Annotated in this window: 23 protein-coding genes; 22 read left to right on the top strand and 1 reads right to left on the bottom strand. The window is 70.0% G+C overall.

The window, feature by feature from the left end:
• Nucleotides 1–23: 23 nt before the first annotated feature.
• The 22 genes from cybH (at nt 24) to HPA01S_RS18450 (ending at nt 20,326) form a co-directional block, all read left to right on the top strand.
• Complete coding sequence (gene cybH / locus HPA01S_RS18555) at nt 24–746, top strand: Ni/Fe-hydrogenase, b-type cytochrome subunit (protein ID WP_066272265.1); 723 nt, start codon at nt 24–26, stop codon at nt 744–746.
• Nucleotides 747–861: 115 nt separating this feature from the next.
• On the top strand, nt 862–1,230 hold the full coding sequence (locus tag HPA01S_RS18550; RefSeq protein ID WP_084360819.1) for a HigA family addiction module antitoxin: 369 nt from the start codon (nt 862–864) through the stop codon (nt 1,228–1,230).
• Nucleotides 1,231–1,255: 25 nt separating this feature from the next.
• On the top strand, nt 1,256–1,930 hold the full coding sequence (locus HPA01S_RS18545) for a HyaD/HybD family hydrogenase maturation endopeptidase (protein WP_066272264.1): 675 nt from the start codon (nt 1,256–1,258) through the stop codon (nt 1,928–1,930).
• Nucleotide 1,931: 1 nt separating this feature from the next.
• Nucleotides 1,932–2,240, top strand: coding sequence for a HypC/HybG/HupF family hydrogenase formation chaperone (locus tag HPA01S_RS18540; RefSeq protein ID WP_066272263.1), 309 nt, complete (start codon nt 1,932–1,934; stop codon nt 2,238–2,240).
• Nucleotides 2,241–2,257: 17 nt separating this feature from the next.
• Nucleotides 2,258–2,767: a thioredoxin domain-containing protein gene (locus HPA01S_RS18535; protein ID WP_066272262.1), complete on the top strand. Its 510-nt coding sequence runs from the start codon at nt 2,258–2,260 to the stop codon at nt 2,765–2,767.
• Nucleotides 2,768–2,804: 37 nt separating this feature from the next.
• A complete protein-coding gene (locus HPA01S_RS18530; protein WP_066272261.1) occupies nt 2,805–3,692 on the top strand; it encodes a hydrogenase expression/formation protein in 888 nt (295 codons plus the stop codon).
• A 28-nt stretch (nt 3,693–3,720) separates the two neighbouring features.
• A complete protein-coding gene (locus HPA01S_RS18525) occupies nt 3,721–3,948 on the top strand; it encodes a rubredoxin (RefSeq protein ID WP_066272260.1) in 228 nt (75 codons plus the stop codon).
• A gap of 101 nt (nt 3,949–4,049) precedes the next feature.
• Nucleotides 4,050–4,517, top strand: coding sequence for a [NiFe]-hydrogenase assembly chaperone HybE (gene hybE / locus HPA01S_RS18520; protein ID WP_218005359.1), 468 nt, complete (start codon nt 4,050–4,052; stop codon nt 4,515–4,517).
• Nucleotides 4,514–5,722, top strand: coding sequence for a hypothetical protein (locus HPA01S_RS18515; protein ID WP_066272258.1), 1,209 nt, complete (start codon nt 4,514–4,516; stop codon nt 5,720–5,722). Before hybE ends, HPA01S_RS18515 begins: the two co-directional genes overlap by 4 nt.
• Nucleotides 5,715–6,056: a hydrogenase maturation nickel metallochaperone HypA/HybF gene (locus tag HPA01S_RS18510; RefSeq protein ID WP_066272257.1), complete on the top strand. Its 342-nt coding sequence runs from the start codon at nt 5,715–5,717 to the stop codon at nt 6,054–6,056. Before HPA01S_RS18515 ends, HPA01S_RS18510 begins: the two co-directional genes overlap by 8 nt.
• A gap of 152 nt (nt 6,057–6,208) precedes the next feature.
• A complete protein-coding gene (gene hypB, locus HPA01S_RS18505) occupies nt 6,209–7,237 on the top strand; it encodes a hydrogenase nickel incorporation protein HypB (RefSeq protein ID WP_066272256.1) in 1,029 nt (342 codons plus the stop codon).
• Nucleotides 7,238–7,242: 5 nt separating this feature from the next.
• A complete protein-coding gene (locus HPA01S_RS18500; protein WP_084360817.1) occupies nt 7,243–8,427 on the top strand; it encodes a Kae1-like domain-containing protein in 1,185 nt (394 codons plus the stop codon).
• Nucleotides 8,418–8,738: a HypC/HybG/HupF family hydrogenase formation chaperone gene (locus HPA01S_RS18495; protein ID WP_084360815.1), complete on the top strand. Its 321-nt coding sequence runs from the start codon at nt 8,418–8,420 to the stop codon at nt 8,736–8,738. Before HPA01S_RS18500 ends, HPA01S_RS18495 begins: the two co-directional genes overlap by 10 nt.
• Nucleotides 8,735–9,892 (top strand): hydrogenase formation protein HypD, encoded by a 1,158-nt coding sequence (hypD, locus tag HPA01S_RS18490; RefSeq protein WP_066272254.1) that lies wholly within the window; start codon nt 8,735–8,737, stop codon nt 9,890–9,892. The genes HPA01S_RS18495 and hypD overlap by 4 nt, the downstream gene beginning before the upstream one ends.
• A complete protein-coding gene (gene hypE / locus HPA01S_RS18485) occupies nt 9,889–11,001 on the top strand; it encodes a hydrogenase expression/formation protein HypE (RefSeq protein WP_066272253.1) in 1,113 nt (370 codons plus the stop codon). The genes hypD and hypE overlap by 4 nt, the downstream gene beginning before the upstream one ends.
• 112 nt (nt 11,002–11,113) lie before the next feature.
• Entirely contained in the window at nt 11,114–11,599 is a 486-nt protein-coding gene (locus HPA01S_RS23215) for a hypothetical protein (protein WP_066272252.1), read from the top strand.
• The gene (locus tag HPA01S_RS18475) at nt 11,596–13,332 is read left to right on the top strand and encodes an enoyl-CoA hydratase-related protein (RefSeq protein WP_066272251.1); all 1,737 of its coding nucleotides are present in this window, start codon (nt 11,596–11,598) and stop codon (nt 13,330–13,332) included. The genes HPA01S_RS23215 and HPA01S_RS18475 overlap by 4 nt, the downstream gene beginning before the upstream one ends.
• A complete protein-coding gene (locus HPA01S_RS18470; protein WP_066272250.1) occupies nt 13,329–14,783 on the top strand; it encodes a sigma-54-dependent transcriptional regulator in 1,455 nt (484 codons plus the stop codon). Before HPA01S_RS18475 ends, HPA01S_RS18470 begins: the two co-directional genes overlap by 4 nt.
• Complete coding sequence (locus HPA01S_RS18465; RefSeq protein WP_066272249.1) at nt 14,780–15,787, top strand: NADH-quinone oxidoreductase subunit B family protein; 1,008 nt, start codon at nt 14,780–14,782, stop codon at nt 15,785–15,787. The genes HPA01S_RS18470 and HPA01S_RS18465 overlap by 4 nt, the downstream gene beginning before the upstream one ends.
• Nucleotides 15,784–17,325: a nickel-dependent hydrogenase large subunit gene (locus HPA01S_RS18460; RefSeq protein WP_084360813.1), complete on the top strand. Its 1,542-nt coding sequence runs from the start codon at nt 15,784–15,786 to the stop codon at nt 17,323–17,325. The genes HPA01S_RS18465 and HPA01S_RS18460 overlap by 4 nt, the downstream gene beginning before the upstream one ends.
• Before the next feature lie 142 nt (nt 17,326–17,467).
• Nucleotides 17,468–18,802: a sensor histidine kinase gene (locus tag HPA01S_RS18455; RefSeq protein ID WP_066272247.1), complete on the top strand. Its 1,335-nt coding sequence runs from the start codon at nt 17,468–17,470 to the stop codon at nt 18,800–18,802.
• Between the two features lie 171 nt (nt 18,803–18,973).
• Entirely contained in the window at nt 18,974–20,326 is a 1,353-nt protein-coding gene (locus HPA01S_RS18450; RefSeq protein WP_066272246.1) for a beta-propeller fold lactonase family protein, read from the top strand.
• A gap of 13 nt (nt 20,327–20,339) precedes the next feature.
• Here the strand turns inward: HPA01S_RS18450 and fba are convergent, their stop codons facing one another.
• The gene (fba, locus tag HPA01S_RS18445; protein WP_066272245.1) at nt 20,340–21,377 is read right to left on the bottom strand and encodes a class II fructose-bisphosphate aldolase; all 1,038 of its coding nucleotides are present in this window, start codon (nt 21,375–21,377) and stop codon (nt 20,340–20,342) included.
• Nucleotides 21,378–21,522: the final 145 nt, after the last annotated feature.

The raw sequence follows: 21,522 nt of genomic DNA, 5'->3' as shown, positions 1-21,522 counted from the left end.
CACCCTCTTTCAAGGAGGCCATCATGTCCACACCCTCTTCCGCAGCGCACGTTGACCACGACGCGCTCGAACTGCAACGCGGCCAGAGCATCCGCTCGGTCTACGTGTACGAAGCGCCCGTGCGCATCTGGCACTGGATCAACGCACTGGCCATCACGGTGTTGTGCGTCACCGGCTACTTCATCGGCGTGCCGCTGCCGACCATGCCGGGCGAAGCCAGTGCGAACTACCTCATGGGCTACATCCGCTTCGCGCATTTCGCGGCGGGCTACATCATGGCCGTCGGCCTGCTGGGGCGGGCCTACTGGGCGCTGGTGGGCAACCACCACGCCAAGGAGCTGTTCTGGGTGCCGGTGTTCCAGAAGGCCTACTGGGTGGAGGCCTTCAACATGCTGCGCTGGTACCTGTTCATGATCCCCAAGCCCAACCAGTACGTGGGCCACAACCCGCTGGCGCGGTTTGCCATGTTCTTCGTCTACCTGATGCTGTCGATCTTCATGGTCGTGACCGGCTTCGCGTTGTACGGCGAGGGCTCGCAGATGGGCTCGTGGCAGGAGCGCATGTTCGGTTGGGTGATCCCGCTGTTCGGCCAGAGCCAGGACGTGCACACCTGGCACCGCATGGGCATGTGGGGCATCGTGGTGTTCGTGATGCTGCACATCTACGCCGCGATCCGCGAAGACATCATGGGCCGCCAGAGCATCGTGAGCACGATGATTTCGGGCCACCGCACGTTCAAGGAGTAATCCCCCCGCGCCGCCTTCGGCGTCACCCCCCAAGGGGGGCGGTGCTGGAGGCCCGGCGGAGCCGGTTCCTCGGCACCACTTGATCAAGGCACGTTTCTCGTACGGCTGCTTCACCATGACACGCATTGGCTCACGTTCCTCGTTGCTCGCTGACTCGGCCCTGCCGCCGGTGGGTGTGCCGCTGCGTGTGCCCACGCACCCGGGGCGCCTGCTGGCGCGCACCTGCCTGCTGCCGCTCGCGCTGAACCAGAGTGAGGCGGCGCGGCTGCTGGGCATGTCGCGGCGGCGGTTGCACGAGCTGGTGCACGGCCAGCGCGCGATGTCGCCCGACACGGCCATCCGCTGCGCGCGCGTGTTCCGCGTGGACGCCGGCTTCTGGCTCGGCCAGCAGGCCGCCTGGGACAGCTTCCACGCCTGGAAGCGCCTGCGCGCCGCGCAGCCGTTTGCTCCGCGCGCGGCGGCGTCCCTTTCTTTTTCTTCCTGACATTTTTTGTGTGAGACCGCCCACCATGCGCCCCATCTCGTCCGAAACCACCTGTCACCCCGGGGGTGACACCCCCGCCTCCATCTGCGTGCTCGGCATCGGCAACCTGCTGTGGGCCGACGAAGGCTTTGGCGTGCGCTGCGTGGAAGCGCTGCAGCAGCGCCACGCCTTCGCGCCGCACGTGTCGCTGGTGGACGGCGGCACGCAGGGCCTGTACCTGATCCAGCACGTGCAGTCGTGTGATGCCTTGCTGATCTTCGACGCCATCGACTACGGCCTGGAACCCGGCACGCTCAAGCTGGTGCGCGACGACGAGGTGCCGCGCTTCATGGGCGCGAAGAAGATGAGCCTGCACCAGACCGGTTTCCAGGAAGTGCTTTCGCTCGCCCAGTTCACCGGCAAGTTCCCCTCGCGTGTGCTGCTGATCGGTTGCCAGCCGCAGGAGCTGGAAGACTACGGCGGCAGCCTGCGCCCGGTGGTCAAGGCGGCGATGGAAGAGGCGCTGGCGCTGGGTGTGGCCGAGCTCGCGCGCTGGGGCGGCCAGCCGGTGCCGCGCACCGAGCCGCTGGACGGCCGCGAGACCGTCACCATGGACGAGCTCGCACTCGCCGCCTACGAAACGCAGCGCCCTTCGGCCAGCGCCGCGTGCCGCGAAGGCGACGAACGCTTCTTCCCGCAAGAGACACAAGGACAGCACTGACATGTGCATCGGCATCCCCATGCAGGTCACTGCCCTCGAACCCGGCCACGCCTGGTGCGAGGGGCGCGGCGAGCGCCGCCGTGTCAACACCGCACTGGTGGGCGACGCCGCGCCAGGCGACTGGCTGCTGGTGTTCCTCGGTGATGCGCGCGAACGCATCGATGCCGAACGCGCCAGCGAGGTCAATGCCACGCTGGACCTCGTCTTCGGCGCCATGCAAGGCGAGGGGGCCGACGCCGACGCCGGCTTCGAACTGCCTTCGCGCATGAGCGCCGAACAACTCCGCCAGCTCGCAGGCGGCGGCCACTGATTTTTCTGGAGACCTCCATGACCACCGAAACCCACCCCGAGACCGCCTTCCGCCCGCTGGCCGTCACCACGCCCAGCACCGACCCCGCCGCGCCGCTGGTGATGCGCCTGGTGCGCGACTTCGGCGCCGCCCTGGTGGACGACACCAGCGTGGTCGACTGGACCGCCTTGCCCGGCGACCGTGTGCTGCTGCTCGCCGGCGACGCGGTGCGTTTCCCGGAAGGCCAGGACGTGGCCGCCGTGCTGCCCGAGCTGATGAAGATGTTCCCCGGCCGCTTCGAGATCGCCGCCGTGCCACGCGACAGCGAAGACACCGTGGCACGCCGCTACGGCTCGCAGCGCTGGCCTTCCTTGCTGTTCTTCCGCAGCGGACAGTACGTGACCGCCATCGCCGGCATGCAGGACTGGGACGTGTACCTGCAAGGCGTGGACGCGGCGCTGCGCATGCCGGCCTCGCGCCCGCCCACCATCGGCATCCCGGTGGTGAGCCAGAAAGCTTCTTCCAGCGACACCGGCGGTTGCCACTGAACGCCACGCCTTCCAGCACCTTGCAAGGACACACCCCATGAAAGAATTCCCCATTCCCCTCGTGGCCCTGGGCCCCGGCACGCAGCACGAAGACGAGTCGCTCGACTACATGCCCCTGCCGAAAGACATGGACACCTACCGCCCACCGGTGCTGCCCGAGCCCGAAGAACTGGCGGGCCTGGACCAGGCGCGCAGCGCGCTCAACCAGGTGCTGGCGCTGCTCGAACGCGGCGCCGAGGGTGGCGCACCGGGCACGGTGCCGCTGGGCCAGCTGGCGCCGCGCGATTTCCAGGTCATCAACCAGGTGCTGGGCGAGGGTGAGGCCAGCGCCATCGTGCAACTCAGCGCGGGCGACCTCGAAGTGCGCGTGCAGGAATCCGTGTTCGCCGGCGTCTGGCGCCTCATGACCTGGCGGCGCGGCGAAAGCGAAGACGAACCCGTGCTGGTGCTGGTGGACGACGCGATCGAGGTCGGCCCGGTGCCCTCGCTGTTCTCGGCCATCGCCGTCGAAGACGTGTGGCCCGCCTACCCGGTGTGGCAGGGCGAGCTGCCGCCCAACGTGCAGAACGCGCCGCTGCTGGTGGAAGAGATCCGCGACCAGGTGGCGCGCTGGCGGCCCGGCCAGGTGCCGCACGTGGTCAACCTCACGCTGCTGCCAGTCTCGCCCGAAGACATCGGTTTCCTCGACCACCAGCTCGGCACCGGCCGCGTGCTGATGCTCTCGCGCGGCTACGGCAACTGCCGCATCTCCAACACGCGCCTGCCGAACTGCTGGCGCGTGGTGTACTACAACTCCATGGACAAGGTCATTCTGAACACGGTGGAAGTGGTGGACATGCCCGAGGTGGCGATGGCCGCCCCCGAAGACCTGCGCGACTCGCACGACCGGCTGCGCGAGGTCATGGTGTACCTGGAGGGTGCATGAACACAACGCCGCGCGTGGAGGCCGCCCGATGAGCACGCCACCGTTCGAAGGCTTCGAAGGCACCTACCTCGGCAACCGCGAAGTGCTGCGGCCCGACTCGCGGCTGGAATGCAAGATCTGCTGGTGGGTGTACGACCCCGCCGTGGGCGACCCGCAGTGGCAGATTCCCGCCGGCACCCCCTTCGCCGATCTGCCGGCGCACTGGCGCTGCCCGAACTGCGACTGCGAGCCCGATCAGTTTCTGCTGTTGCCATGAAACAGGAACAGCCCCAGCGCCGCTTCGCGTCTTCCCCTTTGCACGGGAACCCTGCCAGCGGCCCGACAAAGCCGGTTCCGCGGCATGTGCTGGAAGGGCGCGTGCTCGCGCTCGAAAACTTCTACCGCCAGGTGCAGACCGAACGCATGCAGGGCATTCCCCTGCTCAACGCGGCGCTGTGCGTGGAGGCGGTGGGTTTCGAATGGGGTGCCGACGCTGAAGACCCGGTGGCCGAAGGCGTGCTCATCACGCCCTGGTTCATGAGCCTGGTGCGCCTGCCCGCGCAGGCGCTGCCGCACGGCAACCAGGTGGGCCGCAGTTTCGTGCGCGATTTCGGCAGCGAGCGTTTTGATTTCATCGGCGCGCACGACCCCGCCATCGGCTACCACGAGACCTGTGGGCTGTTCTCGCCCATGGGCGAATTCACCACGCAGGCGCTGGCGCTGGAGACCGCGCAGGCCGCGCTGGCGTTGACGCGGCCCGCACCGGCGGCAGCGCCCGCCGCCAGCGAACCCGTGCCCGCGCGCCGCGCTTTCTTGCTCGGCCGTGGTGCCGGAGCGCGCGCATGAGCGCCACCGCACCGGGCCACGCCATGGCCATCCCCCGGGTTGGCGGCACGGCCGTGCCCGACGTGCAGCAGCTCGCGGGCGCGCTGCGCATCACGCCCGGTGCACCACCGCCGCTGGGCCTGAAGAGTTCGCGCCAGGACTGGGCCGCGCGCATGGGCCACGGCGTGCCGGTGGCGCGCCTGCCCGGCCTCATGGGCAGCCTGTTCAACCTCTGCAGCCACGCACACCGCCTGTGTAGCCAGCTCGCCATCGACGCTGCCGCGCCCGGCCTGCAGCCACCGGCGGAACGCGTGGCCGAACAGCTGCGGCGTGAGACCGCGATGGAACACGTGCGCCGCATCGGCCTGGACTGGCCGCGCCTGCTGGCCGACACCCCGGCCGCGCGCAGCGCACACGCCGCCAGCGCACTCGCCACGCTGCGCCACTGGACACCGCCCACACCGGCCGCCCCCGAACCCTGGCCGGCACTGCAAGACTGGTTGCAGCACGCCCTGCTGCAGATGCCCGCGGCCGACTGGCTGGCGGCCTGGCAGGCCGACGGCCCCGACTGGCTGCACACCTGGAGCCGCCGTCACGCAGCCCACTGGCTGCCCGCGCTGGTGGCCGGCGCGCGCAGCAGCGCCGACGGCTTCGCGCCGCTGTCGCCCGAACACGCGCTGCGCCCGCACGCCGAACCCGTCGGCCTGCAGGCGCTGGGCACCGCGCTCGCGTTGCAGCCGCCGTTTGCGCTGCGCCCGCAGTGGCAGGGTGCCTGCGCCCACACCGGTCCGTGGACGCGCCTGGCCGCAGCGGCCGACGACACCCCGCTGTCACCCTGGGCGCTGCTCGGCAGCCGGCTGGCGGAACTCGCGCGCCTCGCGCTCGACGGTGGTGACACCTGGCTGCACTGGGGCGCTCTTGCCACCGGGCCGAACCGGGGCCTGGCCTGGGTGGAGATGGCGCGTGGCCTGCTGGTGCACCAGGTCGAGCTGGACCCGGTGGCGCAGCGTGTGCTGGCCTGCCGCGTGGTCGCGCCCACCGAGTGGAACTTCCACCCCGAAGGCGCGGTGGCGCAACGCCTGGCGCGGCTCGACCCCGGCCTTCCCGAGGCCGCGCTGGCGCGGCGCGTGAACCTGCTGGTGGCCGCCTTCGACCCCTGCGTGCCCTTCACCATCGAACGCCTGGCCGCGCCGCGCACCCAGGCCCAGGAGAACGGCCATGCATGAAGCCAGCCTGGCCGGTGGCGTGCTGCAACTGGTGGAAGACACGGCGGCGCGCGAAGGCTTCACGCGCCTGCTGGCGCTGCGGCTCGAAGCCGGCCAGCTCGCCGGCGTGGACGTGCGCGCGCTGCGCTTCGCGCTGGAGGCGCTGGCGCCCGGCACATTGCTCGATGGCGCGCGCATCGAGATTGAAGAACCCGCGGGCCAGGCCTGGTGCCTGGGCTGCTCACAGACCGTGGCCCTCGCGCAGCGTGGCGACGCCTGCCCGGCTTGCGGCAGCTACCACCTGCAACCCAGCGGTGGCAGTGAACTGCGCGTGCTCGACATGCAGGTGGATTGAGATGAAGCTCCCCCTGCGCCGCTTCGCGGCTTCCCCCTCTCTCGCCTTCGGCGGGCGTGCGGCCGCACCCTCGGCCCGGCAACGCCGGTTCCGCGGTGCGCCTGGACAGCAGGCCACCACCGTTTCGATGAAATCCATGCAGGAGATTGACCATGTGTGTCGTATGCGGATGCAGTGACAGCGGTGCCACGCACCAACACCATTCACACCCCCACCCGCCGGCCACGGAAGCCCCGCTGCAGGTGAACCCGGCCAACGGCGACCTGCACTTCGGCGCCGGTGCGGCGCGGGTCTCGGTGCCGGGCATGAGCCAGGCGCGCGCGATCAAGCTGGAAACCGACATCCTCGGTGCGAACAACCGCGTGGCGGCGCAGAACCGCGCGCACTTCGAGTCGCACGGCGTGACCGCGCTCAATCTGGTCTCCAGCCCGGGCTCGGGCAAGACCACGCTGCTGTGCGCCACCATCGAAGCGCTCAAGACCCATGCGCCCGGCCTGCCGGTGTCGGTGATCGAGGGTGACCAGCAGACCAGCTTCGACGCCGACCGCATCCGCGCCACCGGCGCGCCGGCGATCCAGGTCAACACCGGCAAGGGCTGCCATCTCGACGCGCCCATGGTGTCCGAGGCCTTTGCGCGCCTGCACACGCACGACGATCACACGCACGGCCACGCGCATGACCATGACCATGCGCACGAGCACGGCCACCACCACCATCACCACGGCCACCCCGCGCACAGCCTGCTGTTCATCGAGAACGTGGGCAACCTGGTGTGCCCCGCCGTGTGGGACCTGGGCGAGGCCGCCAAGGTGGCGATCCTGTCGGTGACCGAAGGCGAGGACAAACCGCTGAAGTACCCCGACATGTTCGCCGCCGCTTCGCTCATGGTGCTCAACAAGGTCGACCTGCTGCCGCACGTGCGCTTCGACGTGGCGCGCTGCATCGAACTCGCGCGGCGCGTGAACCCGGGCATCGAGGTGATCCAGCTCTCGGCCACCACGGGCGAAGGCATGGACGCCTGGCTGCACTGGCTCGACCACCGCATGGGCCACGATCACCACCACCACGCACACGGCGAAGCCCATGGCGGCGAGCAGAGCGCGCTGCAGGAGCGTGTGCGCCAGCTCGAAGCCGAACTGGCGCAGGCACGCGCCGCCCTCGGCCAGACCGCTGCCGGGTGATCGGCGTGGCGCGTTCCGATTCCCCGGTTGTGCTGGCCTGCGGCGCCTGGCTGAAAAACGCCGCCTGCCTGCTGGACGCGCAGGGGCAGGCCCATTGGTCCGCCGTGCACGGCGACCTGAGCGACCCGGCGGCCTGCGCCGCGCTGGAGGCCTCGGCGCGCGCGCTGCTGGGCCGGCACGGCAAGCGGGTGCACGCGGTGGCGCACGACCTGCACCCCGACTTTTTCAGCACCCGCTTCGCCGTGGAACTGGCCGACGCGCTCGGTGTGCCCGCCATCGGCGTGCAGCACCACCATGCCCACATTGCGGCGGTGGTGGCCGAACATGGCATTGAAGGCCCGGTGATCGGCCTCGCGCTCGACGGCGTGGGCCTGGGCCATGACGGCGAGGCCTGGGGCGGTGAACTGCTGCTGGTGGACGGCGCGGATTACCAGCGCCTGGGCCACCTGCACCCGCTGGCCCTGCCCGGTGGTGACCGCGCCGCGCGTGAACCCTGGCGCATGGCCGCGAGTGCGCTGCACGCGTTGGGCCGTGGCGCCGAGACCGTGCCGCGCTTCGCACCCGCCGTGGGCGAGGCCATGGCGCAGGGCGTGCAGCAGATGCTGGAGCGCCGCCTGAACAGCCCGCTGACCAGCAGCACCGGCCGCTGGTTCGACGCTGCCGCCGCCGCGCTCGGCCTGAGCGTGCGCCAGACCGACGAGGCCGAGGCCGCCATCGCCCTGGAAGCGGCGGCCAGCCGCTGGCTCGCACAACACGCCGCCCCCGAGCCGCTGGCCGACGCGCTGGTGGCGTTGCTCACCGACACCCTGCCCGACGGCCAGCGCCGCCTGGACCTGCGTGGCCTGTTCGCCCGCCTGCTCGACGTGCCCGCCGAAGGTGTGGAGGAAGCGGCGGCGGGCTTTCACCTGGCGCTGGCCGACGCGCTGGCGCACTGGGCCGCACAGGCCGCACGCGAACACGGCACGCGCCACGTGTGCCTGGGCGGCGGCTGCTTCTTCAACCGTGTGCTGCGCGAGCGCGTGATCAACCGCCTGCAGACCGCCGGCCTCGCGGTGCACCTGCCCGGTGCCGGCGGCTGCGGCGACGCCGGCCTGGCACTCGGCCAGGCCTGGGTGGCGGCGCGCCAGATCGAAGCCGACTCCCCACAGAACAAAACCCCCCACGAAAAGGAAACCCAAGCATGTGCCTAGCCATACCCGCGCGGCTGGTGGAGCTGCGGCCCGACGACCAGGCCGTGGTGAATCTCGGCGGCATCCGCAAGGAAATCTCCATCGCCCTGGTGGCCGACGTGCAGGTGGGCGACTACGTGATCGTGCACGTGGGCCACGCCATCGGCACCATCGACCCCGAAGAGGCCGAGCGCACGCTCGCGCTGTTCGCGGAGATGGCGCGCCTGAACGAGGAGGGGGCCAGCGCCGGGTCGCCCCAAGCTGGACCAGCCCCCTCGGGGGGCAGCGAACCACACGCAGTGGGGAGCGTGGGGGCAGAGGTGCTCACATGAAATACATCGACGAATTCCGCGACGGTGAACTCGCCCAGCAGATCGGCGCGCGCATCGCCGCCGAGGCAGACCCGGCCCGCACCTACAGCTTCATGGAGTTCTGCGGCGGCCACACGCACGCGATCTCGCGCTACGGTGTGATGGAGCTGCTGCCATCCAACGTGAAGATGGTGCACGGCCCGGGTTGCCCGGTGTGCGTGTTGCCCATCGGCCGCATCGACCAGGCCATCGGCCTCGCGCTGGCGCAGGGCGCCATCGTCTGCACCTATGGCGACACCATGCGCGTGCCGGCGTCCGAAAGCCTCTCGCTCATCCGCGCCAAGGCGCGTGGCGGCGACATCCGCATGGTGTATTCCGCCGCCGACGCGCTCACCATCGCGCGCCAGAATCCGCAGCGCGAAGTGGTGTTCTTTGCCATCGGCTTCGAGACCACCACGCCGCCCACCGCGCTCACACTGCAACTGGCGAAGCGCGAAGGCCTCGGCAACTTCAGCGTGTTGTGCTGCCACGTGCTCACGCCCTCGGCCATCACCCACATCCTCGAATCGCCCGAGGTGCGCCAGTACGGCACCGTGCCCATCGACGGTTTCGTCGGCCCGGCGCACGTGAGCATCGTCATCGGCTCCGGCCCCTACGAACACTTCGCCGAGGAGTACCGCAAGCCGGTCGTCATCGCCGGCTTCGAGCCGCTGGACGTGATGCAGGCCATCCTGATGCTGGTGCGCCAGGTCAACGAGGGACGCGCGCAGGTGGAGAACCAGTTCCGCCGCGCCGTCACCACCGAGGGCAACCTGAAGGCGCAGGCCGTGGTGTCCGAGGTGTTCGAGCTGCGGCCCAGCTTTGAATGGCGTGGCCTGGGTGAGGTGCCCTACAGCGCGCTGAAGATCCGCGAGGCGTATGCGGAGTTCGACGCCGAGCGCCGTTTCCACCTGAACTACCAGCCGGTGGCCGACAACAAGGCCTGCGAGTGTGGCGCCATCCTGCGCGGCGTGAAGCGGCCGACCGACTGCAAGATCTTCGGCACCGTGTGCACACCCGAGAACCCGGTGGGCTCGTGCATGGTGTCCAGCGAAGGCGCCTGCGCGGCGCACTACACCTACGGCCGCTTCCGCGACATTCCGGTCGTGGCCGCCATCGAGGAGACCACGCCATGAGAGCCGACATCGAACAGGCCGCCAGCGGCGAGGCCCCGGCACCGAAGCCGGTGAAGAAGAACTACACCCGCCCGCTCGACATCAAACACGGCCGTGTGGACATGGGCCACGGCGCGGGTGGCAAGGCGGCGGCGCAGCTCATCGAAGAACTGTTCCTCGCCGCCTTCGACAACCCCTACCTGCGCCAGGGCGACGACGGCGCGCGCCTGCCGCTGCCCGGGTTCCCGAACGGCCAGGGCCGGCTGGTGATGGCCACCGACGGCCACGTGGTCTCGCCGCTGTTCTTTCCCGGCGGCGACGTGGGCTGCCTCTCGGTGCATGGCACGGTGAACGACGTCGCCATGTCCGGCGCCACGCCGCTGTGGCTGAGCGCGAGCTTCATCCTGGAAGAGGGCTTTCCGCTGATCGAGCTGCAGCGCATCGTGCGCTCCATGGCGGCGGCCGCGCGCGAGGCCGGCGTGCCCATCGTCACCGGCGACACCAAGGTGGTGGAAAAGGGCAAGGGCGACGGCGTGTTCATCAGCACCACCGGCGTGGGCCTGGTGCCACCGGGCGTGAACATCGCGGGGCGCAACGCGCGCGCGGGCGACGTGCTGCTGCTCTCCGGCACCATCGGCGACCACGGCGTGGCCGTGCTCTCGCAGCGCGAGTCGCTGGCCTTCGAGACCACCATTCAAAGCGACACTGCCGCACTGCACACGCTGGTGGCCGCCATGCTGCATGCCGCGCCCGGCGGGGTGCGTGTGCTGCGCGACCCCACACGCGGCGGCCTGGCCACCACGCTCAACGAGATCGCGCGCCAGTCCGGCGTCGGCATGCTGCTGCAGGAAGCCGCCATTCCGGTGCGGCCGCAGGTGGACGCGGCCTGCGAGCTGCTCGGGCTCGATCCGCTCTACGTCGCCAACGAAGGCAAGCTCATCGCGGTCTGCGCACCCGAAGCGGCCGAGGCGGTGCTGGCCGCCATGCGCGCCCACCCGCTGGGTGCCGAGGCCGCGCGCATCGGCGAAGTCACCACCGATCCGCACCACTTCGTGCAGATGGCCACGCGTTTCGGTGGCCGCCGCGTGGTGGACTGGTTGAGCGGCGAACAACTGCCGCGGATATGTTGACCCCCCTGCGTCGCCTTCGGCGCCTCCCCCCGAGGGGGCGACACCCTTGGGCCGGCGGAGCCGGACCCTTGGTGTCTCTGGAAGGTGCACGCCGCGTCGGCGGGAGTGTCTGATGTCGTCGCCGCTGTTCCAGAAAACCGCGCTGGGGCGCGCCGAGATCGTGCAGCGTTCGGCGCGTGTGCCGGCCGCCATGCGCTCGGTGCTGATCATGGTGAACGGCAAGGACAGCGCAGACACCCTGGCCGCGCGCGGCCTGCCCGGGGTGCCGGGGCATTTGCAGGCGCTGCTGGCCCAGGGGTTGATCGAACCGGTGGCGCCGCCGCCACCACCACCACCACCACCACCGCCTGCACCCGCACCGGCCACCACCGAGGTGCCGCTGGCAGACGCCGCGCACGAAGCGCTGTGCCGCCAGGCGATGGCGCGGCTGTCATCGCACTTTGGCGCCGACACCACCGAGGTGGTGCAAGCCTTGTTCGCCGCGCGCACGGTGGCCGCTTTCAATGCCGCGCTGGACGGCATCGAATCGCGGCTCTCGGCCCACATGGGCCGCAAGCACGCCGCGCGTGAGTTGCAGAGCCTGCGGCCCCTGCCATGAGCCCACCGGGCGGCGGCCTGCGCATCCTGCTGCTGTGCCACAGCTTCAACAGCCTCACGCAGCGCCTGTTCGCCGAGCTGCGCGCGCGTGGCCACACGGTGAGCGTGGAACTCGACATCAACGACCGCGTGACCGAAGAGGCCGTGGCGCTGTTCAAGCCCGATCTGTTGATCGCGCCCTTTCTCAAACGCCGCATTCCGGCCAATGTGTGGCAGGCGCTCACCTGCCTGGTGGTGCACCCCGGCCCGCCGGGTGACCAGGGCCCGAATGCGCTGGACTGGGCGGTGCTGTGCGGCGAACGCGGGTGGGGCGTGACGGTGCTGCAGGCCAACGCCGAGTTCGACGCCGGCCCGGTGTGGGCGCACGCGGCCTTTGCCCTGCGCGAGGCCAGCAAGGGCAGCCTGTACCGCCGCGAGGTGACGCAGGCCGCGCTGCAGGCCACGCTGGCGGCCCTGCAACGTTTCGAGCAAGGCGAGCGCACCGGCGATGCACCACCCAGCGCGCAATGGCGGCCCGCCATGCGCCAGGCCGACCGCGCGATTCACTGGGCGCGCCACACCACCGCCGAGGTGCTGGCGCGGCTGCGCTGCGCCGATGGCCAGCCCGGCGTGCTCGACGCGCTCTGGGGCCACGCCTGCCACCTGGGCGACGGCCACGCCGCGTCGCCGGCCGTGATGGCGGGCTTTGCGCACGCCGCGCCCGGTGAACTGCTGGCGGTGCGCGACGGTGCGCTGCTGCGCCGCACGCTCGACGGCGGCGTGTGGATCGGCCAGGCGCGCCGCGTGGCCGAGGGTGCGCCCGGTTTCAAGCAGGTGGCGGCCGAGGCCTTCGCCACCGAAGCCGCCGCGCTGCCCCACCTGCCCGTGCCGCTGCAACGGCCCGAGGACGAATGGGGCGAGCTGCGCTACACCGAACACGGGCCTGAAGGCGCGCGTGTCGGCTGCCTGTGCTTCGACTTCCACAACGGCGCCATGTCCACCGCGCGCTGCGAGCGCCTGCGCGCGGCGCTGCTCGAACTGCGCGAGCGGCCGGTGCGCGTGCTCATGCTGCTGGGCGGTGAAGACTTTTTCAGCAACGGCATCGACCTCAACAGCATCGAGGCCGCCGCGCACCGGCCCGGCGACAGCGCGGCCGACGCCTCGTGGCGCAACATCCAGGCCATGGACGACGCGGCGCTGGCCGTGCTCGACATGCCGGACCGCCTCACCGTGAGCGTGCTGCGCGGCAACGCGGGCGCGGGTGGTGCCTTCCTGGCGCTGGCGGCCGACGAGGTCTGGGCGCACGACGGCGTGGTGCTCAACCCGCACTACAAGAACATGGGCAACCTCTACGGTTCGGAGTACTGGACTTACCTGTTGCCGCGCCGCCTGGGCGAGGCCGGCACCAAAGACCTGATGGCGCGGCGCCTGCCGCTGCTGGCGCGCGAGGCCGCGGCGATGGGCCTGATCGACCATTGCGATCAACAGGGGCCGGAAGGCTTCGAGGCCCGTTGCCTGCAGCGCGCGCTGGCGCTCGCGGCCTCCTACAATCTGCCGCAGAGGCTGGTGGCCCGACAGGCCGCCCGCGAGCGCGACGAGGCCCTTCGTCCGCTGGCCCACCACCGCGAACAGGAACTCGCGCGCATGCACCGCAACTTCTACGGCTTCGATCCCAGCTACCACGTCGCGCGCCACCACTTCGTGCACAAGGTGCCGCACGCCTGGACGCCCCGGCACCTGGCCTTGCACCGATGAACGCGCCATTCCCCATCGAAGCCCTGCCCACCGTGCTCGTGGTGGACGACGAGGTGCGTTCGCAGGACGCGATGCGTCGCACGCTGGACGAGGACTTCACCGTCTTCACCGCCAGCAGCGCCGACGAAGCGCGTGGCCTGTTGCAGCGCCAGCCGGTCAGCGTGATCCTCTGCGACCAGCGCATGCCCGGCACCACCGGCGTGAGCTTCCTCAAGGAAGTGCGCGAGCAGTGGCCCGACGCGGTGCGCATCGTGATCTCGGGCTACACCGACAGCGAAGACATCATTGCCGGCATCAACGAAGCCGGCATCTACCAGTACATCCTCAAGCCCTGGGCACCCGACCACCTGCTGGACTCGGTGCGCAACGCGGTCGAGGCGCAGGCGCTGCAACGCCAGACCCGCCGGCTTGATCTGGAGCTGCGCACCAGCACCGGCGTGCTGCGCCAGCGCACCGCCACGCAGATCGACCGCGCGCGCGCCAGCTTCGGCTTCGACCGCATCGTGCGCGCCGCCGGCAGCCCGCTCGACGCGGTCTGCGCGATGGCCGAGCGCGTGGCGCGCTACGACATCGCGGTGCTCGTGCTCGGCGAATCGGGCACCGGCAAGGAGCTGCTGGCGCGCGCGGTGCACTACGCCTCGCCGCGCCTCACCGGCCCCTTCGTGGTGGAGAACTGCGCCGCCATTCCCGACACGCTGCTCGAATCCGAACTGTTCGGCCACAAGCGCGGCGCCTTCACCGGCGCCTACGAAGACCACCCCGGCCTGTTCCAGCGCGCGAACGGCGGCACCGTGTTCCTCGACGAAATCGGCGAGACCTCGCCGGCCTTCCAGGTGAAGCTGCTGCGTGTGCTGCAAGAAGGCGAGGTGCGGCCGGTGGGCGGTGCGCGCCCCGTGCCGGTGGACGTGCGCGTGATCGCCGCCACCCACCGCGACCTGGAGCAGCGCGTGCGCGACGGCCTGTTCCGCGAAGACCTGTACTACCGCCTGGCCGGTGTCACGCTCACCGTGCCGCCGCTGCGCGAACGCGCCGGCGACATCGCACCCATCGCGCGGCAACTGGTGCAGGACGTGGCGAACGAGCTGGGCCACCCGGGTGCCTCCTTGCCCGACGCCACGCTGGCCAGCCTGCTCGCCTATCCCTGGCCCGGCAACATCCGCGAACTGCGCAACGAGATCGCACGCGCCATGGCGCTGCAGGACGGGCGCGAACTCGAAGCCGCGTCTTTCTCGGCGCGTGTGCTGCAGGGCCACGGCAAGGGCGGCGAAGACCTGCTGGCCGCATTGCCCACCAGCGGTACGCTGGCCGAACGGCTGGACGTGATCGAGGCCATGGTGCTGCGCGAGACCCTGCAGCGCCACCGCTGGAACAAGACGCGTGTGGCGCAGGAGCTGGGCCTTTCGCGCGTCGGCCTGCGCGGCAAGATGCAGCGCCTGGGGCTTGAAAAATGAACACCCCGCTCAACGTCCTCTGGCTCCAGTCGGGTGGCTGCGGCGGCTGCAGCATGTCGCTGCTGTGCGCCGACACGACCGACTTCCAGGGCCACCTGCGTGATGCCGGCGTGAACCTGCTGTGGCATCCGTCCCTGTCGATGGAAAGCGGCGACGAGTTGCTGGACCTGCTCGACGCGGTGCTCGACGGCCGCATCCGGTTGGACGCGCTGTGCGTGGAAGGCTCCCTGCTGCGTGGCCCGAACGGCACCGGGCGTTTCCACATGCTGGCCGGCACGCAGTTGCCGATGATCGAATGGGTGCGCCGGCTCAGCGCGCGCGCGAAACACGTGGTGGCGGTGGGCAGCTGCGCGGCCTGGGGCGGCATCACCGCCGGTGGCGACAACCCCACCGACGCCTGCGGCCTGCAGTACGAGGACGACGAACCCGGTGGCCTGCTCGGCGCGGCCTTCCGCTCGGCCAGCGGCCTGCCGGTGATCAACATCGCGGGTTGCCCCACGCACCCGAGCTGGGTGATCGACACCCTGATGGCGCTGGCCGCCGACAGCTTCGACGCCGAAGACCTCGACCCGCTCAACCGCCCGCGCTTCTATGCCGACCAGTTGGTGCACCACGGCTGCACGCGCAACGAGTACTACGAGTTCAAGGCCAGCGCCGAGAAACCGTCCGACCTCGGCTGCATGATGGAACACATGGGTTGCAAGGGCACGCAGGTGCACGCCGACTGCAATACGCGGCTGTGGAACGGCGAAGGCTCGTGCACGCGCGGCGGTTATGCCTGCATCGCCTGCACCGAACCCGGCTTCCAGGAACCCGGCCACGCCTTCCACGAAACCCCCAAGCTCGCCGGCATTCCCATCGGCCTGCCCACCGACATGCCCAAGGCCTGGTTCGTCGCGCTGGCCTCCCTCTCCAAGAGCGCCACACCCAAACGCGTGAAGCACAACGCCGTGGCCGACCACCTGGTGGTGAAGCCGGCGGTGCGAAAGACGAGGCTGAAATGAGCCAACCGAGCGACGCCGGGCCGCCCCAAGGCGCGAGCGCCCCCTTGGGGGGCAGCGAAGCACGCGCAGCGACGAACGTGGGGGCACGCCTCCTCGTCGGCCCCTTCAACCGCGTCGAAGGCGATCTGGAAGTGCAGCTCGACCTGCAGGGCGACCGCGTTGCCTCGGCGCAGGTCAACGCCACCATGTACCGCGGCTTCGAGCAGATCCTGCAAGGCAAGGCGCCGCACGATGCGCTGGTGTACGTGCCGCGCATCTGCGGCATCTGTTCGGTGTCGCAGTCGATCGCATCGGCGCGCGCGCTGGCGCACCTGGGGGGCATCACCATGCCGGCCAACGGGCAGCATGCGAGCAACGTGATCCTGGCGACCGAGAACCTGGCCGATCACCTCACGCACTTCTACCTGTTCTTCATGCCCGACTTTGCGCGCCCGGTGTACGCCGGCCACGCCTGGAACGCCGAGGCGGTGCGCCGCTTCGCGCCCAACCACGGTGAGCAGGTGCGCGCGGCCACGGCGGCGCGCCAGCGCTGGCTCACGCTGCTGGGCACGCTGGGCGGCAAGTGGCCACACACGCAATCCATCGAACCCGGCGGCAGCACGCGGCCCATCGACGCGGCAGAGCGTGTGCGCCTGCTTTCGCGCGTGCGCGAGTTCCGCGCTTTTCTCGAACGCCAGCTGTTCGCTGCGCCGCTGGAGGCCATCACCGCCATCGACAGCGAAGACGCGCTCTGGCACTGGCACGCGCAAGACCCGCTGGGCGGCGACCTGCGCTTTTTCCTCACGCTGGTGCAAGACCTGCAGCTGCAAACCCTCGGCCCCGGCCCGGGCCGTTACCTGAGCTACGGCGCTTACGCACAACCCGATGGCGGCCACGCGCTGCCCGGCGGCGTGTGGCGCGCCGATGCGGCGCGGCTCGACGCGGTGGACGCCAGCGCCATCACCGAAGACGCCACACACGCCTGGCTGGCCGACGGCAGCGGCCCGCTGCACCCGCTGCTGGGCCAGACCCGGCCCGACCCCGACAAGGCGCGTGGCTACACCTGGAACAAGGCACCGCGCCTGGGTGGCGAGGTGGTGGAGACCGGCGCGATCGCGCGCCAGCTCGCGGCCGGCCATCCGCTGGTGCGCGACGCGGTGGCGCGGCACGGCGGCAATGTCTACACCCGCGTGCTCGCGCGCGTGATCGAACTCGCACGCGTGGTGCCGATGATGGAAGACTGGCTGCGCGCACTGCGGCCCACCGAACCGTTCTGCGTGCCCTCGAAGCTGCCCGACGAAGGCAGCGGCATGGGCCTGTCGGAAGCCGCGCGCGGCAGCCTGGGCCACTGGCTGGTGGTGCGGCAGGGCCGCATTGCCAACTACCAGATCGTCGCGCCCACGAGCTGGAACTTCTCGCCGCGCGACGCCGCCGGCACACCGGGTGCGCTGGAACAGGCGCTGGTGGACGCGCCGGTGCGCGAGGGTGAGAAGACGCCGGTGGCGGTGCAGCACATCGTGCGCTCCTTCGATCCGTGCATGGTCTGCACGGTGCACTAGATATGAACACCCCCCTGCGCCGCTTCGCGGCTTCCCCCCTCCGTGGCGCGCCTTCGGCGCTGCGAAGGGGGACGGCATCTTGGGCCGGCGGAGCCGGACCCTCGATGCCCCTGGCCTGGGCGTTCTCTTTTCCACAAGACCGATGAGCACAGAGCGCCCCAGCAGTCCCTTGCCTTCCGACCCCATGGAGGGCGTGGACGAGTCCACCTGGATGGACGTCATCCAGAAGATGGACGAGGTCTACACCCGGCTGATCGACGACGAGGTGGAGCTGGAGAAGAAGAACGCCGAGCTGGAACAGTCGCAGCAGTTCATCTTCAGCGTGCTCACCTCCATGTCGGACGTGCTCGTGGTCTGCGACGCGAACGGCCTGATCGAACAGGCCAACGCCGCGCTGTGTGAGCTGGCCGGCAAACCCGAGGAGCAGTTGCGCGGCCAGACGCTCTACACCTTGCTGGCCGATGCGCAGAGCCAGGAGCTGGCGCGCGCGGCGATGGAGAAGGCCGACGCGCCACGCGCGGGCGAGGGCATCGAACTCAACCTGCTCGACCGCACGGGCCAGTCCGTGTCGGTGGACGCCAACTGCACGCCGCGCATCGGCGACAAGGGCCGGCGCGTGGGCACGGTGTGGGTCGGCCGCCCCACGGCCGAACTCAAGCGCGCGTACCACGAGATGCGTGCCGCGCACGAGGCCTTGAAGCGCACGCAGCAGCAACTGCTGCATTCGGAAAAGATGGCCTCGCTGGGCCAACTGGTGGCGGGCGTGGCGCACGAGCTGAACAACCCGATCAGCTTCGTGCTCGGCAATGTGCACGCGCTGCGCAAATACAGCGACCGGCTGCAGGCCTACATGGCCGCGATGCACGCGGGCCTGCCCGAGGCCGAGCTCGACGCCATGCGCAAGAAGCTGCGCATCGAACACCTGCTGGCCGACCTGCCGTCGCTGATCGAAGGCACGCTCGAAGGCGCGCAGCGCACGGCCGACATCGTGCACGGCCTCAAGCGTTTCTCGGCCATGGACTCGGAGGAGCGCAAGCCGGTCAACCTGGTAGACGTGATCGAGCGCGCCGTGCACTGGGTGCAGAAGGGCCTTTCGACGCCGATCGACGTGCAGTGGGCGGGCGGTGAGCCCTGCACCGTGATGGGCAGCGCCGGCCAGCTGCAGCAGGTGATGATGAACCTGCTGCAGAACGGCTTTGACGCCGTGGGCCAGCATGCGGCGCCGCGCATCTGGGTGGGCATCGGCCAGGCCGACGGCATGGCGCGCGTGGTGCTGCGCGACAACGGCCCGGGCATTCCGCCCGAGCATCTGCTGCGCATCTTCGACCCCTTCTTCACCACCAAGCCGGTGGGCAAGGGCACGGGCCTGGGCCTGTCGATCAGCTACGGCATCGTGGAGCAGCACGGCGGGCGGCTGAGCGCGCGCAACGCAGAAGACGGCGGCGCGGAGTTCGTGCTGGAACTGCCGCTGGCCTGACCGGCGATGGGAGGCGCTCCGCGCCACACCACCGAAATATTCAAGCTTTTGCGCTATGGATCCGATAGAGGAGATTCCGATCGACCAACTTCGTACTGGCGCATGCTCCATCCTGTCGCATCCCTCTTCGCCAGCCGCTCTCTTGCGGCTCTCGCCCTTGGTGGCGCACTGATGCTGCTGGCCGCGTGCGGCGGCAGTGGCGACCCCGGTCCCGCCGTGCCGTACCCGGACAACCCGCCGAAAGTGGAAATTCCGCCCGCCTTGGTCACGGTGGGCGGCACGCTCAGCGGCCTGCGCGCGGGCCAGCAGATCGTCCTTCGCAAAAACGGCGCGGACCTTGTCACCATCACGGGCAACGGCAGCTTCCAGTTCCCCGTATCGATCCCCTACCAATCGGCCTACAACGTGACCCTGGACACGGTGCCGGCCAACCTGACCTGCACCCTCTCCAATGCCAGCGGCAGCCGGGCCTTGGCCAATGTGACCAACGTCGGCGTGAGCTGCACCGCGGTGGTGGCCGAGTCCTGGGTCTACATCCCCGACGCCGGCAACGACCAGATCCTGGGTTACAGCATCGACCGCACCACCGGGACGCGCACCGACCTGCCGGGTTCGCCGTACCCCGCCGGTGACAACAACCGCTGGATCGCCATGAACCCGGCCAAGACCTTCGTGTACACCACCAACGGCGGCAGCCACAACGTCTCGGCCTACACCGTGAACGCCAGCACCGGCGAACTCACTCCGGTGGCAGGCAGCCCTTACGCGACAGGCAGCACGCCGTGGTCGATCGAGGTCAGCCCCGACGGGCGCTTCGCCTACGTGGCCAACAGCAACGACGCCAGCGTGAGCGGATACAGCATCCACCAGACCACGGGTGCGTTGACCCCGATGCCCGGCAGCCCGTTCGCGGCCGGTTTCACCCCGAGCAAGATCGCCATCACGCCCGACAGCCGCCATCTCTATGTGATCAACCACAACGGGTACACCGTGACGGGATTCGGCATCGACGCCACCACCGGCGCGCTCGTGCCCCTGGCCGGCAGCCCCTGGTCCACCACTGGCCATGGCCAGGGCGTGGCCGTGCACCCCTCCGGCGATTTCCTTTACGTCGCCAACTTCCAAGCGAGCCTGAACGTCTACCGCATCAACCCGGCCGACGGTGCGCTCACCGACCTCGTCTCCGGTGGCCAGACAACCGCCGCGTCCTCCTGGGAGTGGCTGTCCGTCACCACCAATGGCACGGGCACGGTGGGCTACGTCGCCACGAGCCAGGGCATCCGGCAGTTCGACATCGACACGGCCAGCGGCGCGCTCAGCGAACAAGCCGCGCAGCCGAACAACGTCCGCACCCAGTACGTGACCACCAACCGGGCTGGCACGCGGCTCTATTCGTCCGACATCCACACGACCACGGTCCACATCGCCGACATCGCCGCGGGCACCGGCTCGCTCACCGCTTTGCCGAACAGCCCGTACACCGTCGGCGCGGAGGCCCACAACCTGGTGGTGATCGAGCCCTGAGGACTCTGCCGCCTCAGGCGTAGCTCTCGGCCATCGCGTCCAGCGGCACCGGCTTCATCTTGCCGGCCTGGCCCGCGCTGCCGAAGGCCTCGAAGCGCTCGCGGCACACGCCGCGCGCGGCCTTCTTGGCGGCCAGCAAGGCCTTGCGCGGGTCGAACTCGCTGCGCTCCTGCGCGAAGGTCTGGCGCATGGCGCCGGTCATGGCCAGGCGGATGTCGGTGTCGATGTTGACCTTGCGCACGCCGTTCTGGATGCCGCGCCGGATCTCCTCCACCGGCACGCCGTAGGTTTCCTTGATGTCTCCGCCGTGCTCGCGGATGATGGCCAGCCACTCCTGCGGCACGCTGGAGCTGCCGTGCATCACCAGGTGCGTGTTCGGCACCTTGGCGTGGATGGCGGCGATGCGGTCGATGGCGAGGATGTCGCCGGTGGGCTGGCGCGTGAACTTGTAGGCGCCGTGGCTGGTGCCGATGGCAATCGCCAGCGCGTCCACGCCGGTGCGGCGCACGAAGTCTTCGGCCTGGTCGGGGTCGGTCAGCATCATGTCGTGCGTCAGCTTGCCCACCGCGCCCACGCCGTCTTCTTCACCGGCCTCGCCGGTTTCCAGCGAACCCAGGCAGCCGAGTTCACCTTCCACCGACACGCCCACGGCGTGCGCCATGTCGCAGACGCGGCGCGTCACGGCGAGGTTGTAGTCGTAGGTGGCGGGCGTCTTGCCGTCCTCGCGCAGCGAGCCGTCCATCATCACGCTGGTGAAGCCGGAGCGGATCGACTGCATGCACACCGCCGGCGTGGCGCCGTGGTCCTGGTGCAGCACCACGGGCAGGTCGGGGTGCGCCTCCACGGCGGCCAGCACCATGTGGCGCAGGTAGGCCTCGCCCGCGTACTTGCGCGCGCCCGCCGAGGCCTGCAGGATCACCGGGCTGTTGGTCTCCTGCGCAGCTTCCATGATGGCGAGGATCTGTTCGAGGTTGTTGACGTTGAAGGCCGGCACGCCGTAGCCGTGTTCGGCCGCGTGATCGAGCACCTGTCGGAGGGAAACGAGCGCCATGGAAATCTCCTGGTTGAAATGAAAAGGGAATCAGCGAGCCGGTCGCCGGGCCGTCCCAAGGCCGGCTCAGCCCCCTCGGGGGGCAGCGACCCGCGCAGCGGCGGAGCGTGGGGGTTCATGTTGCACGGCGTTCGAGGATTTCAAA

The sequence above is a fragment of the Hydrogenophaga palleronii NBRC 102513 genome (genome assembly GCF_001571225.1).
GTDB classification, from domain to species: Bacteria; Pseudomonadota; Gammaproteobacteria; order Burkholderiales; family Burkholderiaceae_C; genus Hydrogenophaga; species Hydrogenophaga palleronii.
This window is presented reverse-complemented; position numbering and strand designations above follow the sequence as displayed.

Bases quoted from the DNA above. Each gene is read 5' to 3' on its own strand.
- cybH (WP_066272265.1), top strand. From the start codon at position 24: ATGTCCACACCCTCTTCCGCAGCGCACGTTGACCACGACGCGCTCGAA.
- HPA01S_RS18550 (WP_084360819.1), top strand. From the start codon at position 862: ATGACACGCATTGGCTCACGTTCCTCGTTGCTCGCTGACTCGGCCCTG.
- HPA01S_RS18545 (WP_066272264.1), top strand. From the start codon at position 1,256: ATGCGCCCCATCTCGTCCGAAACCACCTGTCACCCCGGGGGTGACACC.
- HPA01S_RS18540 (WP_066272263.1), top strand. From the start codon at position 1,932: ATGTGCATCGGCATCCCCATGCAGGTCACTGCCCTCGAACCCGGCCAC.
- HPA01S_RS18535 (WP_066272262.1), top strand. From the start codon at position 2,258: ATGACCACCGAAACCCACCCCGAGACCGCCTTCCGCCCGCTGGCCGTC.
- HPA01S_RS18530 (WP_066272261.1), top strand. From the start codon at position 2,805: ATGAAAGAATTCCCCATTCCCCTCGTGGCCCTGGGCCCCGGCACGCAG.
- HPA01S_RS18525 (WP_066272260.1), top strand. From the start codon at position 3,721: ATGAGCACGCCACCGTTCGAAGGCTTCGAAGGCACCTACCTCGGCAAC.
- HPA01S_RS18515 (WP_066272258.1), top strand. From the start codon at position 4,514: ATGAGCGCCACCGCACCGGGCCACGCCATGGCCATCCCCCGGGTTGGC.
- HPA01S_RS18510 (WP_066272257.1), top strand. From the start codon at position 5,715: ATGCATGAAGCCAGCCTGGCCGGTGGCGTGCTGCAACTGGTGGAAGAC.
- hypB (WP_066272256.1), top strand. From the start codon at position 6,209: ATGTGTGTCGTATGCGGATGCAGTGACAGCGGTGCCACGCACCAACAC.
- HPA01S_RS18495 (WP_084360815.1), top strand. From the start codon at position 8,418: ATGTGCCTAGCCATACCCGCGCGGCTGGTGGAGCTGCGGCCCGACGAC.
- hypD (WP_066272254.1), top strand. From the start codon at position 8,735: ATGAAATACATCGACGAATTCCGCGACGGTGAACTCGCCCAGCAGATC.
- hypE (WP_066272253.1), top strand. From the start codon at position 9,889: ATGAGAGCCGACATCGAACAGGCCGCCAGCGGCGAGGCCCCGGCACCG.
- HPA01S_RS23215 (WP_066272252.1), top strand. From the start codon at position 11,114: ATGTCGTCGCCGCTGTTCCAGAAAACCGCGCTGGGGCGCGCCGAGATC.
- HPA01S_RS18475 (WP_066272251.1), top strand. From the start codon at position 11,596: ATGAGCCCACCGGGCGGCGGCCTGCGCATCCTGCTGCTGTGCCACAGC.
- HPA01S_RS18470 (WP_066272250.1), top strand. From the start codon at position 13,329: ATGAACGCGCCATTCCCCATCGAAGCCCTGCCCACCGTGCTCGTGGTG.
- HPA01S_RS18465 (WP_066272249.1), top strand. From the start codon at position 14,780: ATGAACACCCCGCTCAACGTCCTCTGGCTCCAGTCGGGTGGCTGCGGC.
- HPA01S_RS18460 (WP_084360813.1), top strand. From the start codon at position 15,784: ATGAGCCAACCGAGCGACGCCGGGCCGCCCCAAGGCGCGAGCGCCCCC.
- HPA01S_RS18455 (WP_066272247.1), top strand. From the start codon at position 17,468: ATGAGCACAGAGCGCCCCAGCAGTCCCTTGCCTTCCGACCCCATGGAG.
- HPA01S_RS18450 (WP_066272246.1), top strand. From the start codon at position 18,974: ATGCTGCTGGCCGCGTGCGGCGGCAGTGGCGACCCCGGTCCCGCCGTG.
- fba (WP_066272245.1), bottom strand. From the start codon at position 21,377: ATGGCGCTCGTTTCCCTCCGACAGGTGCTCGATCACGCGGCCGAACAC.